The 16,667-nt window shown below is 43.3% G+C and carries 14 protein-coding genes; 2 read left to right on the forward strand and 12 right to left on the reverse strand.

Features of this window, described 5'->3' with window-relative positions:
* Positions 1 to 20 precede the first annotated feature (20 nt).
* The 12 genes from BM210_RS02885 to BM210_RS02940 all read right to left on the reverse strand — a co-directional run bounded on the left by BM210_RS02885 (position 21) and on the right by BM210_RS02940 (position 14,617).
* Positions 21 to 1,058, reverse strand: a complete 1,038-nt coding sequence (locus BM210_RS02885; protein ID WP_091164220.1) for a Gfo/Idh/MocA family protein — start codon at positions 1,056 to 1,058, stop codon at positions 21 to 23.
* Positions 1,055 to 1,903, reverse strand: coding sequence for a carbohydrate ABC transporter permease (locus BM210_RS02890; protein ID WP_177237592.1), 849 nt, complete (start codon positions 1,901 to 1,903; stop codon positions 1,055 to 1,057). The genes BM210_RS02885 and BM210_RS02890 overlap by 4 nt, the downstream gene beginning before the upstream one ends.
* Positions 1,904 to 1,922: 19 nt before the next feature.
* A complete protein-coding gene (locus BM210_RS02895; protein WP_091164224.1) occupies positions 1,923 to 2,795 on the reverse strand; it encodes a carbohydrate ABC transporter permease in 873 nt (290 codons plus the stop codon).
* A 111-nt stretch (positions 2,796 to 2,906) separates the two neighbouring features.
* Positions 2,907 to 4,217, reverse strand: a complete 1,311-nt coding sequence (locus BM210_RS02900) for an ABC transporter substrate-binding protein (RefSeq protein WP_256223234.1) — start codon at positions 4,215 to 4,217, stop codon at positions 2,907 to 2,909.
* A gap of 26 nt (positions 4,218 to 4,243) precedes the next feature.
* A complete protein-coding gene (locus tag BM210_RS02905) occupies positions 4,244 to 5,233 on the reverse strand; it encodes an amidohydrolase family protein (protein ID WP_091164226.1) in 990 nt (329 codons plus the stop codon).
* A gap of 27 nt (positions 5,234 to 5,260) precedes the next feature.
* On the reverse strand, positions 5,261 to 6,151 hold the full coding sequence (locus BM210_RS02910) for an aldo/keto reductase (protein ID WP_091164227.1): 891 nt from the start codon (positions 6,149 to 6,151) through the stop codon (positions 5,261 to 5,263).
* Between the two features lie 47 nt (positions 6,152 to 6,198).
* Positions 6,199 to 7,695, reverse strand: coding sequence for an extracellular solute-binding protein (locus BM210_RS02915; protein ID WP_091164229.1), 1,497 nt, complete (start codon positions 7,693 to 7,695; stop codon positions 6,199 to 6,201).
* A 45-nt stretch (positions 7,696 to 7,740) separates the two neighbouring features.
* Positions 7,741 to 8,622: a carbohydrate ABC transporter permease gene (locus BM210_RS02920; RefSeq protein WP_091164230.1), complete on the reverse strand. Its 882-nt coding sequence runs from the start codon at positions 8,620 to 8,622 to the stop codon at positions 7,741 to 7,743.
* A gap of 30 nt (positions 8,623 to 8,652) precedes the next feature.
* Complete coding sequence (locus BM210_RS02925; RefSeq protein WP_256223210.1) at positions 8,653 to 9,567, reverse strand: ABC transporter permease; 915 nt, start codon at positions 9,565 to 9,567, stop codon at positions 8,653 to 8,655.
* A gap of 171 nt (positions 9,568 to 9,738) precedes the next feature.
* Positions 9,739 to 12,069: a response regulator transcription factor gene (locus BM210_RS02930; RefSeq protein WP_091164232.1), complete on the reverse strand. Its 2,331-nt coding sequence runs from the start codon at positions 12,067 to 12,069 to the stop codon at positions 9,739 to 9,741.
* 125 nt (positions 12,070 to 12,194) lie between these two features.
* Positions 12,195 to 13,022 carry a phytanoyl-CoA dioxygenase family protein gene (locus tag BM210_RS02935; protein WP_091164234.1) on the reverse strand — a complete coding sequence of 276 codons (828 nt, stop codon included), beginning with the start codon at positions 13,020 to 13,022 and terminating at the stop codon, positions 12,195 to 12,197.
* Between the two features lie 23 nt (positions 13,023 to 13,045).
* The gene (locus tag BM210_RS02940; protein ID WP_256223211.1) at positions 13,046 to 14,617 is read right to left on the reverse strand and encodes an extracellular solute-binding protein; all 1,572 of its coding nucleotides are present in this window, start codon (positions 14,615 to 14,617) and stop codon (positions 13,046 to 13,048) included.
* Between the two features lie 136 nt (positions 14,618 to 14,753).
* Between BM210_RS02940 and BM210_RS02945 the strand changes: the two genes are divergently transcribed.
* Positions 14,754 to 15,587, forward strand: a complete 834-nt coding sequence (locus BM210_RS02945; RefSeq protein ID WP_091164235.1) for a helix-turn-helix domain-containing protein — start codon at positions 14,754 to 14,756, stop codon at positions 15,585 to 15,587.
* 80 nt (positions 15,588 to 15,667) lie between these two features.
* A complete protein-coding gene (locus BM210_RS02950) occupies positions 15,668 to 16,606 on the forward strand; it encodes a hypothetical protein (RefSeq protein WP_091164236.1) in 939 nt (312 codons plus the stop codon).
* Positions 16,607 to 16,667: the final 61 nt, after the last annotated feature.

Raw genomic sequence — 16,667 nt, forward strand, 5'->3', positions numbered from 1 at the left:
AATCCATCCTTTATATTGGTTTAGGCTTCTATTTCCTGATTAACCAGCTCACGCAATCGTTCCACCAGCTCAAGTGTCTTAAGCGTATCCTCCATATGAGGCATCGGTTGTTTATGGGTCAAGATGCAGTCAACAAAATGCTCGAACATATTTTCAAATCCATAAAACGTAAAATTATTAAGCTGGGCAAAATTTTGATTCCAGATCAAGGTATCGCCATCTTCATCAAACTGCATCGAAGCTATGTTCACTCTACTTGGCGCAGGCCGATTGTACTGAACGGATCTAATATTGTCGACGATCACATTCCTCAGATTTCCGGTTACCTCTACCCTTTCCATCGGATATTCACCATATTGAAGCGAGCTGGTCTGGATAACCCCGATACATCCCTGATCGGACCTGAACGAGATATTGTATCCCATTCTTCTTGGATCTACATAAGCCCTTTCCACATGCAGCAGCTTAAGCTCACCGAGTAAATATCGCGCCACATCCAAATGATGAATCGCATGATTCCAGATGAAAATCTCCTCTGATTCATAAGCAGAAGCATGATATTTGGCCAAATACATCGTGGGAGCCCCGAATTCCTGCTTTTCCATTGTGTTCTTTGCCATGACATAGGATGGGGCATATCTTCTATTGAGACGGGGCATCACATAACGATTCGTTTGCCTCTGGATTTCAATCAGTTCGAGCGCTTGCTGCGTATTTAAACAGATCGGCCTTTCAGAGAACACATGGGCACCCGCCAACAGGCAATTACGCGTTACCTCATATTGGGCTTTATAGGCCGGAAAAGAAATGACCAAGTCCGGTTTTTCCATATCCAGCATTTCCATGTAATCCTCATAAACCGCAGGACAATAATATCTTTCCGTGAACGCTGCTGTGTTTGTATGGCTATCGCAGATTGCAGCCAGCTTCATAGGGAACCTTTTCGTGCAATCGTAAATAAAGTCATAAACAAACTGCGAGCAGCCGATTATGCAAAGCTTTAACATGGTGCGTTTAGCTCCTTTCCCTTGGAAAATCCCGCCAGCATTGATAATCATCCTTTGACAGCTCCGGCGACCATACCGCTAATAATTTTGTCCTGTAGAAATCCATATACGATTATCATCGGAACGACGGCAACGACGACCCCGGCAGACATCATCCCATATTCCACAAAAAATTCATTTTTGGCCGAAGCCAGCAAAATCGTCAGCGTTCTGAATTTGATATTCGGAATCATCACCATCGCATAGGCGTATTCATTCCAAATCGATACGAAGGCAAGGATGATAACCGTAACGATTCCATTTCTGCTGACAGGCATTACAATCCTGATCAATACATCAAACGAATTAGCCCCGTCAATCTTCGCAGATTCGATAATGGATGGAGGTATGCTTTGCATAAAGCCAACCAGAAGAAACAGGGCGATGGATAGTTCAAATGTGGCATAACAAAGCGCAATCGGGTATTGCTTGCCAAGGAAGCCGAACATTTGAAAATTTTTGAATTCCGCGATCAGGATAGACAGCCTAGGCACGATGATGCCAATGACAAAAAACAAATAAATCGTTTGGGCAAATCTGAATTTGTACTGGGAAAGCAAATAGGATGCCGGGATCGCACAAACCAGCATGATCAATAGGCTTAGGGCTGTTATCGTTAAAGAGTTGTAAAAGGCAAGCGGTATGCTTGTTGCAAAAATCATTTCATAATTTTTAAAATAGGTCAGACTTTCAGGTATAACCGCAAATTTCGAAAAAATTTGATCATTCGTACGAAACGAATTCGATAACGTCCACAATAACGGAAAGATGGTAACGACGGCATACAACAGAAGTAACATATATCGACTTGTGTTGACCGTTTGATACTTGAGCTTACTGCTGCTATCGCTTATCAAACCTTTGCCCCTCCTTCCCTTACGTATCTCTGGTTTTGGTAAGTGTCTGAAAAATAACGGTAAATGACAATCCCAGCATAAAGATAATGACCGCAACCGCAGTCCCGTAGCCATAACGCAAGCCGATAAACGCCTTATCATACATGTAAGTAGCAAGCACGTGTGTGGAGCTGCCCGGTCCTCCGGCGGTTAAAATGTAAACATAGTCAAAATTTTTGAATGTACCCGACACGGTCAAAATAATACATATTTGAATAATGCCCCACATCATCGGGATCGTAATTCGGGTTAGCTGCTGCCAAGCATTGGCCCCATCCATTTTGGCCGATTCAAATATTTCTTCGGATATCGACTGAAGTCCGGACAGCAGGATTACCATATAGAGTCCGATTCCTTGCCAAATGGGTACGGCAATCGCAGCATAAAAGGCAACACTGGCATCCCCCAGCCATACCTTCGCCAGGTTTCCCAAGCCAATAGAACGTAACAGCGCATTTAGCAGCCCGATATCGTTATCATACATAACCGTAAACATGACACAGATGGCCGCGGAGGACATGACCACCGGAATAAAATATACCGCCCTGAAAAACTGCGAGCCCTTGATTTTATCCTTAAGCACGTTGGCTAACAGCATGGCAATACTGATTTGGACGATACCCTGGATCAGCGCCCATTTTAAAACTCTGCCCGTACTGGCATAAAACACACTGTCATGAAACATTTCCCAATAATTTTTCATACCAATAAAAATCGGTGTATTAATTCCATCCCAATTATAAAGACTGTAAATCATCGTCTGAATGAAAGGTAATATGAAAAAAATGCAGTATAACACCAGAGCCGGAATGATATAAACCAAATAGAATGATTTAAACTTTAATACACCCATGTCGATTCGCTCCTACACAAATAATGGTCGGCTGCCTCAAAGCCAATGAAGCGTCTGCTGATATAAGTGAAACGGCTTCGAGACAGCCTTTTTGCTGTTATTTAGCGAACGTCACTTCTGATAAAAGATTTCATGGAGTTTTTGGGCAAATTCCTTGCCCGTATATTTACCTGCCCAAAACTCCGAATATACGCTATAAAACGGTTCTTTTCTTTCAGGATTGGCGAAGGAAAGCGGCCATTTTACTTGATTGGCCGGGTCTGCAAGTGATTTGGCCTCAATCAGAATTTTTGCAACCCTGGTTGGATCGAGCTTCAAGTCCTGATTCGGAGTCAAGGTTTGATTCTTATATACTTTAGCATCGGAAAATTCCTGACTGCACAGAAATTTAATCCAATCCAACAGGATCGGTTTCTTGACAGGATCGGCCCAAGCTTTGCTGCTAATATAAGCGACTTCAGTCAAGTCCTTATCCTGTATAGGATTGTTGTCTGCTGCACCCGGGATAGGCGGAAACTTCATGGGAACCAACTTATCCAAAAGCTCAGGCTTTATAGTAGGAAGCCCATACGTACCGTTGATATATAAAACGGCCTTCTCGGTGTTAAAGTACTTGGAGGTTGCTTGCGTATCGTCCAAAGTTGTAGAGTCGGGTGCCGACTTGCCGGCAACCAAATCATATAAGTGCTCGGCAGCCTTGATTGCTTCAGGTGAATTGAACGGTGCTTTACCTGCAAAAGCATTCAACACGCCATTCTCACCTCTGCTGGTCAGGAATCTGTCGAATACATAACCAAGCGGTCTTTCCCAGCCTGATGCAAATGGCTTCGTTGAAACGCCCCAAGGTATATACCCTTTTGCTTTGGCGACATTCGTCAGATTAACAAGCTCCTCCCAAGTTTCAGGAATCTTGAGTCCCAGCTTTTCAACGATCTCTTTATTTGCTAAAAACATAATAAAAGCGTAGCCTGTCGGGATCGCGTATAGCTTGCCATCCACTGTAGATGTGTTTACCGCGTATTCAGCAAATTTGTCTTTAAAAAAAGACTCGTTTTTAATTTCCGAAAGGTCGGCCAAAGCGCCCGCCTGAATAAATTTGTCTACCCCATAGCTCGGCTCAGGTCTCCAATAGAAAAACGTATCCGGGATATTATTGGCTGCGATATCCATCGATATCTTGGAAGGATATTTGCCTGATTCCGCCGTTTCTACTACAAATTCCACATTCGGATGCGTTTTCTTGAAGGTCTCCAGCAGTTCGAGATTGACTTTATCGCCTGCAGGGGATGTCTGCCAGGAAATACGGAAAGTAACCTTCTCCCCCGCCTTCGTTCCGGGTGCCGCTGGGTCGGCGCTTCCACAGCCCATGGCCAGCACAGCCATCATACACATAATGATTAACAGGCTACCGAATCTCTTCATATTGTTCACTTGAATCAACCTCCCATTTAGTTTTGTTTCATAAGCAGTGTGAGCTGATTCATGAAGTAGTCGGCAAAAGGAATGCCTTCCCGACACGCATCGGACTGTAAATATCCGTTTAACAGCTTTCCGTATACGTCCAGCGTCAGTTCAAATCCTTCATGATTATACAATCTCACGGTTTGTTGATAATCGAATTGTTCGGCAACCCAATCCGGGATTGCTGCGTATTCTCTCTTAGGACCCTGTTCCGTAAAAAAACAACGTTCCGTATTGTCATGCATGACGTCCTTTAATTGCTGCTCCGATAACCCGCATCGGATCGCTTCAAGCCACGAAATGCACTGCGGCATCGATTCGTTGCGTGAGTAGATGACCGGATATTCGCTCCCCCACATGATTCTGTCGATGCTCGCCTGTTCAAACACATAGCTCATCCAGGGCAAAAAGTCGGAATGCGGATAGGACTCTGTGCTTCCTGTGCCTCCGTGGCGCGAAAATATGACATGAAACCGGGGATGGCGCAATAAATCTCTTACTTGCTGCGACTGCTTTAGCGCCTCACAGGCCGATTGCGAGTACAGCAGATGAGGTGCCGCGATGCTCGATTGCGGGTATTCTTCCAGCCAATCCAGATAAATTCGACTGATAGCTTCCGAGTGAAACGGACTAATGGCAAATATCCACTTTCCTTGCTCCCCTAACGTTCTCAGGATGGCCGGATTTGCCACGATTTCCGCGGGCTCCATCCTTAATCCGATGACGCCCGCCTTCAATTGAATCGCAACCATTTCCTCACGCTGCTGCTCGGTCTGCCCAAACGGAATGCCCACACCTCGGATCGTATGGGGATAGTCAGCGATGCCGGCAAACAAGCTGGTAAAATCAGGCACCGTTTTGGCCAGTACCATCACGGATTTCTTTATTTGAAACCGCTGCATATGTTGCACAAAATCAGCCAATCCGCCATAACGCGGCATGCCTATGTGAGAATAGGCGTCTGTAATCCATGTCATGCAATGAACCCCCTTTTTATGAATTCATTAAGCTAAACCATTTCGTTGATCATCGGTCTCATAGATTTTAACCGTCATACGAGGCAGGTCGACAATATCAAAGGTTGGCGTGTAAGCATCCAGCAATTGAATATTGGTGCTAACCTCTTCAGGCGATCTCATCCCTATATTAAGCAAATGAACACGGGAATCGGATAACAGGAACTTCAGGCAAAGCGCATAAATATCTTGCTTTTCAAGTAAATGGGGAGCCAGATGCTCCAATAGTCTCTCAAATATGCCCGAGGTCATCGGTCTCATAACGGCTACGCCCATTTGTTTCTCTGCTGCCAAGCCCAGCAGGTGAAGTGCAGCGGACTGATAGATGATGTTGTAATTAACCTGCACGACATGGAACAAATTCGTCTCGATCAGATTTAAAGCTGAATGTGCATCCTCCGTCGTCAAACCCAGCCATCTTACTTTGCCCTGCTTCTGCAGCTCCTGCAGCGCTTCCATCGGCCCGCCGCTCAGAATGTGATCGTTATCCTCCTGCGTATAGATGCCCCCGTGGAACTGGATGACGTCCACGTAATCTGTCTGTAAGCGAGCAAGACTCTCCTCTACACTGCGAATGACTGCAGCCATATCCATGTCTCCTCGATATGAGACCTTAGTAGCCACATAACAATCCTGACGTCTCGTTTTCAATACGTCCCCAATAATACCTTCGCTGTGTCCGCTGCCATAACCAGCGGCTGTATCGATATAATTGATGCCTGAATCCAATGCTGTATGAATTGTGCGAATTGCCTTCGCTCTTCCATCCGGGCTGTAAGGGTCCCAGCCTTGCGCTTTATTAACGCCTGAGAACGGATAGCCTCCTACGGCAATACGGCTCACTTTCAATCCTGTATTTCCTAATACGGCATATTTCATTGTAAAACACTCCTTATAGTTGGATATAAATCAACATCAATGCCCGCTTATTTCTTTTTCTCTTGATAAGCCTTATTCATTTCCATAACTATTTTTTGATACTGAGCATCCTCCTTAAGCTTACTGACAAAGGAATCCCACGCTTCTATCGTTTCTTTCCCCATGATGACCTTTATTTTCATGTCGCTAATTTTTTTATTATATTCTCCACCTACCTGAATCCCGGTTTGCGATATTAACCCGATAGAAGGATCGGCAATGCTGACCTTGGATCTCTCATCCACAATCTTTTTGTTGCGCTCAAAAATTTCCTTCGGCATGCCCGGCGCATAGGCCCACAAGTATTTATCAAATCTTTCAAAAACTTTTCCAAAGGAGCTAACCGAAATGCTGTCCACATCCGCCTGCTTCATAGCGACCTTGAATCCATCCACCTCCTTGTAATGAACATCCTTGATACCGTTTATGGCCAGTGAAGCTCCCTCCTCGGACGCTCCAAAATCCATCAATGCCAAAATCTTTTTCACCTTAGCTTCAGGAACCTTTTTCGGTATCAGATATACGCCCAAAAATCCGGGAGATTGCAGGGCCACTCCGTTCAGTGTAGTAAGAGCCAAAAAGTCAGCACTTGGATTGGTTTTCATTGGAATGTCAATCTGTCTCCACAAGCCAAGAATGGTGTCACTTGTAAAACCCGATTTACTCGATGTCGCCAATTCTTCAGCTTGTGAGGTTTTCATGACTGAAAAATCTCTCGGTATTAATTCATCCTTGTAAGCCTTGTTTAAATAAACCAGCATTTCACGTGTGCCCGGTTCTGAAGCGACATCGACAAGCTTGCCGTCCTTCAGCTTCCATTTTCCGTTGCTTTTATTAAAAATGTTGTCCATCATGGGTGACCAGTCCCTCATGTTGTAGCCAAATGTATCCTTCTTTCCGTTCCCATCAGGGTCACTGTCCGTAAAAGCTTGCCATACTTTATACATCTCATCAGTAGTTGTAGGCACCTGCAAGTGTAATTTGTCTAACCAATCCTTTCGTACAGCTGGAAAGCCTCCCCCTTCAATCGGGCGTACGGAGTGTATAGCGAAATTTTTATCGTTTATTCGAGTCGACTCCCATACACTTTTGGGGTATTCCATCAAGTGAGGATAATTTTGAATATAAGGCGTCAAATCCCAGAATGCCCCTTGATTAACCATTTGCTGCATAAGCGGGTTCGTAATATCCGAGATTTTCATTAAATCCGGTATATCGCCCGAAGCCAGGGTGACACTTTGTTTCTCATCCCAGTTATTGGGTGAAACCCAGATCATATTGATTTTGGTGTTCGTGCGTTTCTCAATCTCTTTTAATACAGGATTATCTGGCCCTGGCGGCTCAGGAGTATGGAATTCGGTTATGATGCTGATTTCCGTCGGAGGACCATTCTCTGCTTTTCCTGACGCTGGAGCAGATGAAGATGAGCCTCCTGACGAGCAGGCCGCTGTTACGAGGGACATCACACACAAAGCCGATATGGCCCCACACCTTTTGCTTTTCATTACTTTAAACCTCCTTTATATTGAGAAGCTTGTTAACGGCAGCAGTTAGCCTTTTACCGACCCAAGCATGACTCCTTTATTAAAATGCTTTTGCAAAAACGGATATACCAGTAGAATCGGGAAGGTCGCGATCACGACAGCCGCCATTTTCAAGGTCTGTGCCGGGATTTGTGCTTCAGACATCATCTCGGCCGCAACCGCGCCTCCAACAGCCGTAGAGGACTCAATCAGCATATTGCGAAGAACAAGCTGCAAAGGCCATTTCGTATAATCATTGATGTAAAGAACGGCATTAAAGAACGTGTTCCAATACGACACGGCATAGAACAGGCCAAACGCAGCAAGTGCTGGCAAGGACAGAGGAAGAATAATTCGGCAGAAGATCGCTGCATCATTGCACCCGTCAATCATCCCTGCTTCCTCTAATTCAACCGGTATACTGTCAAAAAAACTTTTCATCAATAACACGTACCAGCCGCTGGTGAGGATCGGAAATATTAGAGACCATACGCTGTTGATCAGCCCCAAATCCCGAACGAGCAAATACGGAGGAATAATGCCAGGGTTAAACAGAATCGTAAACAAGATGAGCACCAAGAAGGCTTTTCGACCCTGCAGCCTTTTTCTGGATAGTCCATAAGCCAAAGCAGCTGTGACGATTAAACTTAATCCGGTTCCCACCGTTGACAGAAACAAACTGACCCATGTCGCATTTTTAAAAGAAGGCGTTGATAACAAATATTCGTAGGAACGAATCGTCCAATGCTCAGGGAATACAACAAACCCTTGCTTCTGTGCATATTCGATCGGGTCGGTAAAAGAAATCACAAAAACGTAATATAAAGGGAAAATCGTCACCACGCATACCAAAGCCAATATTGTAATATTGATCCAATTAAAAAACCGATCACCTAAGCTTTCACGCATTCTTTACAAGCCTCCCTGACCCATGCCATGTTAATAAACGCCTTCTTCTCCGAATTGCTTGGCAAGCCGATTGACAAGAATGACCAGGAACAAGCCGACAAACGATTTAAACAAGCCGACTGCTGTACTGTAGCTGAACTGACCGCTTTGAATACCGACTCGATAAACATAAGTTTCAAACACATCGGCCACCTCGGAAACCGCTCCATTCATCATAAGAAATACTTGTTCAAAGCCAACATCCATAATTTGACCGATCCGAAGGATGAACAGAACTATAATGACGCTGCGGATAGCGGGAAGCGTGATATGCCACGATTGACGGAGTCGATTAGCCCCATCTATTTTGGCTGCTTCATACAGCTGAGGGTCTATGCCCGCTATGGCAGCCAGAAAAATAATCGTGCCCCAGCCCGTTTCTTTCCAAATGTTTTGCGCAGTCAGCATGCCCCAAAAAATATTTGCATTCGACAAGAAGTCAAATTTGGAAAACCCCATATACGCCAACAGCATATTAACGATACCGGATGATTGGGAAAATAAGAGAAAGGTGATTCCAACCACAACTACCCATGATAAAAAGTGAGGTAAATAAACAATCGATTGTACGACTTGTTTAAAAACAGGATGACGAATTTCACTTAATAACAAGGCTAAAGCAATAGGAATAGGAAAAAAAAAGCACAAATTCAATAAACTGATCATCATCGTATTGCGAAAAAGAATGAAAAAATCAGGGTTCATGAATAAACGTTCAAAATGCATCCATCCCACCCATTGGCTATGCAGTACACCCATATATGGAGAATAGTCCTGAAAAGCGATGATAATCCCCCACATCGGGATATATTTAAAAACAAGGAAAAATATAATGCCCGGACCCATGATCAGGTATAGAAACCGGTCTCGTTTGATTCCGTGCCAAACTCTAGAAATTGACGCCATCCATAAGTTCCTCCTCATCCAGCTCTGCTCATCTGCAACTTTACCGAGCAGCTTCATTTCCGGCAATAGTAACCTTTTCAACTGCTATTCAGATGAAGATTAGCTTATATAACAAGTGAATTTCCTTGCATAATACTTTTTTGACTTGCACATAAACTGCTTATTTGCCGCTTAAATGCTGCTGGTATATTTCTCGCGATACTGCCCGGGGGTCATTTTTTCACTCTTTTTGAAAATCCGGATTAAATACGAGGGCTGGTAGCTCAGCACATCAGAAATTTCATTAATTTTTAGATCGGAATGGATAAGCAGTTCCTTACAATGCTCCAGCTTGAGCCTGACGATGTAATCGATAAAGTTCTCCCCTGTGAATTGTTTAAATACCTTGCTCAGCCTGGAAGGGCTCATCTCTAGCTTTTCCGCGCAAGCATCCAAAGAAATATTGGATAAATATTGATCCTTCAATTCGGACAAAAGCTGTTCAATTTTCGTTCGCAGGTTGGCGTCATACGTGATTGATAATGTTTTGACAAACGGATGAATCAGCTTATGTTGAAACCAGTGCAGCATTTCATTAGGTTCATGGATATGCATAAGCTGCTCATACAAATGAACACCATCGTAAATATCATATAGATTCATGTCATAGCGAATAATCAGATCCTGGATAGTACCCAGCAGCTTCATCATTCCTTGATGTACGATAACCTCCGTTCCATTGCTTTGCTCCACCAAGGCCGTCAAAAACTGCTTGATCAAATCCATTGCTTCATCCTCTAGCCCGCTGCTTATCGCATGTACAATTCCTCTTTCCAGCTCAAAAGAATATTTCATTTTATGATGATGGTTATGGATCAAAAAGTGATTCATGTCCAAAATTTGATTCGAGTTGTCCAAGTCACGAAACCTCAGCGCTTTGCGTGATTGCTCAAGCAGCTTAGGCGCTTCCATAATGGACTCTGTGATTTGGCTAATGACAACCGTTGCTTTCATTCGTATAACGTTGTTGACCGTGGATATGAACGCAGAGCCTTGTTTGTTCAATTCCTGATGAAGCTGCTCCCGATTGTCATTTTCCTCTGTTATGAAAAAAGCTCCTACCGATAAGTCCTGAAAATTGATCACGTGCACCATCTTCGTGTTTTGGGAACACAGCTCTAATAAGATGTTGGAAGCGGCAAAGGTAAGCAGCTGTGTATCTCTGTCCGAATACATCCCACCTCGATCATTGATGCCGTGCAGCTGTGCCACCAGAAAAGCACAATGTTGATTTTGAACATCCCACTCCAAACGGCCAAGCTGGTCTATGATTTCAAGCTCACTGTGAAAATATAGATTGCCCTGCAAAAACTGAAGCAAAAAGCTGTCACGCAGCATAGGTATCGATTGCTTCATTCGCAGCTGAAGAGCCTCCTGCTCATCCAGATGCCGTCTCCATTGATTTTCGATATATACGATTTCATCTTTTTCATCGTCTTTCTCTTGTTTGCCTGACTCAAATATATTTTTCACTCTCAAAATGGGGGCATATATTTTATGGGAAGCGAACCATGACATTAATAATCCGATCACCAAACAAACAACGCTAATTAAAATAATAAGCCGCGAAATAAAGGTTACCGGCGCAGCGATTTGCGAATCGGGTGTAGCGGATATAACAGTCCACTTTCCACCTAATTTGGCGATGCTTCCATAGGATACCGAATACGACTGCTGCTCCCATTCCATTTTAAAGGTGCTTTCACCTTGATGTTTTTCATTCATGTGTTTGACTAAAGCTTGCTTAAAGGGCAGCTGGTCATTAGACTCATTCGAGAGAAATGTCGTTAAGTCCTGATCGTTTTCATTGATAAGAAATGAGATTCCTTTTCCTGTAGCCAGCTTTTGAACCATCGAATTCAGCTTGTTTTGATCGAGATAAATAAGAAAGGCGCCGAAGGAATCGTTTAGCCTGCCACCAGGGAGCTTGACTACCACCGTTTTATAGGAAGAATCAGGCTTATTAATTTGTTTTAAAGAGTAATGCAAATAAATGTTTTGGTCTTTGTCCAGAAGCGAATTAAAGAGCTTGCGGTCCGATTCCGTTTGAATAGACCGAATCCCTGACTCATCACTTATCAACTTATCAGCCTCACGCAAATATAAGGTTACGCTGCTGATCAAAGAATTGGACTCCTTCATCAAGGAAAGAGATTTAATCAGATCATTAGTTTTCTCAAATTCCCAGGCCAAATCCATTTGGTTTAGCGATGGATCGAAGCTTGGATCCAGTGAGATTCTAACAACAAACTTTTCGAGTGCCGTTAAATAATCATCCATTTGCTGGATCGATTGATCCAAATGCGATTTGTGAGCTTTGGTTACCTCGGTTCCAATCACATCCGTGCCTAGATAAAATAAGATCACACCCACAATAATCAAGGGAATACAGGTAACCAGCATCACGATTCCGGTGGTTTTCCAAAATACGGTTCCACGAATTCGCATTTTTCTTTTGGACATTTTTCATTGCCCCCCTTACTCCTCCACTATCCTTTTGAAACACACTCTATGAGTTGAACGAAAATAGGCGGCCGGAGAAATATACCGGCAGCCTAAATCGCTTTTTACATTCTTTTTGTCTCCCGCTATACGGTCAAGCCCTGCTTTTCCAACCAAATTTTTAAAGGAACGTCTCCATCCGTAGGTGTATAATATCCGTTGCAGTTTAAACCGTCCCCAAGCATCTGACGAGCGATCGGATCGGATTTTTCCAACAAACCGTCCATCGTCATATCGTCTTTTCTGCGAATCCACCGATATCCGTAACCGTAGAAAAGCACCTTCCGGGTCACATCAGACCAGTTCGTACTGGCCGCATGCCACAACCGGCGATCAAAAAATACGGCTGTTCCCGGTTTTACGCAAACCGGAATGGCTCCCTCAGGCTGACCTATCTTATCCTCGGATAGAGGCATCGTGTCCATCAGATGACTGTTGGGTACGATCCAGAAATTGCCTCGACCCGCTTCGGACAAATCTGACAAGAAATAAGCTACTTTTAAGGAAAGCCGTGGACGCGGATGAGACTCCATTTCCATATTCACTCGGCCGCTATCCTGATGCCAGCCAAAGGTCCGGTCACTCTGTTCCTGCCCTGATGGAGGCGTGACAATCATATGCGTATGATACATGTAAATATTCCAACCCAGAAGGCCCCATACCTTCGGAAGTGTTTTTTCATACGTGACCAGATCGAGGAACAACTGGTGGTCCTTTACGAAATCTGTATAAAATAAAGCTTTTTTCGTATCATGACCTTCGTTGTATTTAAGCTCGCTAATCCGGTCTACCTCCACCGTCAAGGCTTCTACCTGCTCTGGGGAAAGCGCATTTTCCACAATCAAATAACCTGTTTCATTAAAATGGCGACGTTCTTCCTCGGTTAAGCTGTATTGCAAGCATGATGTTTCCATGAATACCTCCTGAGTTATTATAGTTATTTATAAAAGCTGAAAGCTTTAGCAAATTCCTTATAGGCCTGTTTGAATTCCGGAAGATTATTTAGCTTGTTTACATAGGCCTTGTACTCATCCATGGAGATTTGCCCGACAATCGCCTTGGTCATCATGGCCGTCCATTCCGCAGAATATTTCGTCCATGTTTTGAGCCACGTATCAGAAACCAGCCAGGTGAAAATATTATAGATCCCTACCTTTTCATAATCCGCTACTTCTTTTCTTTTTTGTTCTACATATTCCTTAGGGGCTCCGGGGTTATCGACTTTTCCCCATTTCACATAGGCCAGTACGGCCGCTCCCAGGCTTGTTGTGTTGACCTCTTTCAAAGAAAGCTCTGTCGGCACCTTTAGTCCGTTGACTACGTTGTAGTGGACTCCCTCAATACCGCTGTAGGCAAAATCCGTAAGCTCCTGAGAAGCCGTTGCGTCAAAATATTTGAGCATTTGCTTTAATTTATCCTCAGGTACTTTCTTAGATATGAAGATGCCTCCGTTCACGCCAGTAGATAACTCGACTGCATAACCACCTGGACCCTTTAAAGGAGGCAGCGCGATGATTTTCGCATCAGGCTGAACTTTTTTGGCCTGCACTTCAAAATCATAGTGGTATCTGGTGCTTCGCATGTAAGTTGCCGCTCTTCCAGTCGAAATTGCTTCCTCCATCTGTGTTCTTTTCATCGCCATGTATTCCTTGGGCATGCTGCCTTCCTGATATAGCTGTCTAAACCAATCCACCATATCTGTATATTGATTAGTCAACTCATGCCATATGAGTCCCCCATCACTATCATAGTTCGGCGATAATGCGCCAAAAGCAGCCTCAAACGTACTAACACCCTCATTGGTTCCGACCAAACCCATCGTATCCTTTTTACCGTTGCCGTCCGGGTCCCCATTAGCCATCAACTTCAACGCATTCCGATACTCATCAATAGTGGTCGGGACAGCCAGACCCAGCTTATCCAGCCAATCCTTCCGAATATTGACGGAGCTGTCAATCAGGGACCTTGAACGTGGTAAGCCATAAATTTTGCCATCAATAGATAAATATTTGGTCCAGTTGGGAGGCGTGTTGTTTTTGAGGTTCGGATATTGGCTCATATCCCCTAGAAACGGAGTCAGATCCCAAAAGGCCCCGCTTCGGATGGCATTGATCATAGATGCAGTTAACCCCTGATTCGGATAAGCGATCACCTCGGGAATATCACCGGAAGCCAGAATCAGATCAAGTTTCGTGATTACGTCCCCGGAAGGAACCCAATTCGCATCAATCTTTACATTTAACCTTTTTTGATATTCCGTCCAAAAAGCATTATTCATATCCGGCATCTCATTGTACAGTCCACCAAATATTTGGATCGGGAGCGGTTTGCCTGTGTTAGCAGAAGCTTCATTGCTTTTATTTGGAGTTGTACCACTTCCACTTCCACTTCCACTTCCTTCTTGCATCGTATTGTTGTTTGCTGAACATCCGCTTGTCAGAACGGCCAACAAACAGCTAATCGTTACAACGAACCTTGTTCTTGACTGCCAATATGGTCTCAATATCACATCGAATTCCCCCCAAAGCGTTGTAAGCGCTTCATATATGGATATACGTCAATTTTAGAATATCCCTCTGTGATTTGCTATTAACAGATCAATGTTCTTTTGAACGATTCAATGATAATGAAAAGGATTGCAGTCGATGATGAAGAATATGGTTATGAAAGAAAATCAAATTCATGACAATGGCGGGGAGGGGCCCATGCTTAAACTGCATTCTTGTTACGAGCTCACTCTTGAAAATTGGCACATGGATCGTGCGGAATCACAATATAATGTTTTGGTGTTTATCACCTATGGCAAGATCTCATACTGGGTTAATAATGAAACCGTTTGCTTAGAGGGAGGAGATGCATTGCTTATACCTGTCGGATCCATACGAGGCGGATTTTCTGAACATTCTTCCACTCATCAGCGGTACGCTACCCATTTTAGCAGCACAGGCTCCGAGCATCTGCTTCCTCTTCTTGGGTGCAAGGATTATTCAAAAACAAAAATTCATAGTGCAGATTACTTTAAACAAAGATTCTCCTTATTAAGCCATCATTGGATGATGAAAAGTTCCTTTCAATCCTCTCTTTGCTTCTCCATACTTTTGGAAATGTTAAGTATTATGAATCATGATCTCAATCATGAACAATTCCCGTCAAAAAAAATAAAGTTAGTAGAAAATATAAAAAAATACATATTAGAGCATTATCAAGAACCGATTAAACTGCTTGATATTTCCGAATACCTGGAGAGAACTCCCACTTATATTACTAATATTTTCAAAGAAGTTACCGGATTTTCACCTATTGAATATTTACATCATGTTCGTATCGATAAATCCAAGGACCTTATGTTCTATACCTCAATGTCTATTAGAGAAATAGCCGATCATACGGGATTTTGCGATCAGGCTTACTTTAACCGGGTGTTCAAAAAGGTAACCGGATATTCGCCCACCTCTTTTTTAGGTGATAAAAGAAACTGATCAGCTGTGAAAAGTAGAAATAAACATGCAATATATGATACCATTATATGGATAATTTTATTTGGAATAGGAGAAGCTTTATGACCTCAAAAAAAATTTATGCCATCCTGATAGCCGGTCTCATTAGTTTAGCCCCACAGCTTCAGCTCACTGCCTCTGCACAATCCCTAACAGAGATGACCCCAACCCAGATTAGTCATATAGAAGACGTTCACGTTGAAAAATACGAGAAAATGCGTGACCTCCCTAGTCCTTACTCTGACGAGGGAAAAGAGTGGATGAAGAAAATGCTCACGCCCAAAACGGAAAAGAACGAAATTCAACTACTAGATTATGATTACAGAGCGGATATATATGAACAGCTCGTTCAATACGAAAAAGAACATCCTACTGCCCACCCACGGGACGTGTATGATTTTTTTATTCAGCTATGCAAATCATACAATCGTCAATACATGCAGCATCCCGTAAAGCAGGCTGATCCGATTAAGTCTGATTGGTTCTATCCCGTAGATAATGGCAGGGTAAAGCTGGATGCGGATTTAACCCGTTTTTACAATAGTGACCCGGTTGCAGGATTCAAATCGCTGTTAGCCCGCGAGGAAGCTGTGAAGACTACGGTTTCGCTATTCAAGCAAATCGGACATCATGATCATTCCGAGGCTTTTCTGGAAATGGCAACCAACGTTTATTTGGTTCATTATACGAACAGCTACTCGTGGTCGAGATATTGGGCTATTTATCCGGCATCGTCTATAGACGAGACTAATTCGGAGCACCGAAGCCAGCAGATTAATGCGATGAATTTCAATAATGCAGTTGTTGGAAGATTGGCTGCTGCGAATAACAATATTACAACCAAAAGCTCCCTCAATGAGATCAAAATTTTGCTGTTCCGAGTTTACTACGGTGGGCAACTAATGAAGCTTTATAAAAGCAACATAGACAGCCAAGATTATACCAAAATTTTTACCGGACATTTTGAAGATTTTTCGGTCACACAAATTACTTCCAATTAATGTAAATTACATTTCGACCATAGAACATATATAAAATCATATCATTTAGTGAGAATGACAA

It is taken from the genome of Paenibacillus sp. 1_12 (assembly GCF_900114475.1).
Lineage (GTDB): Bacteria > Bacillota > Bacilli > Paenibacillales > NBRC-103111 > Paenibacillus_S.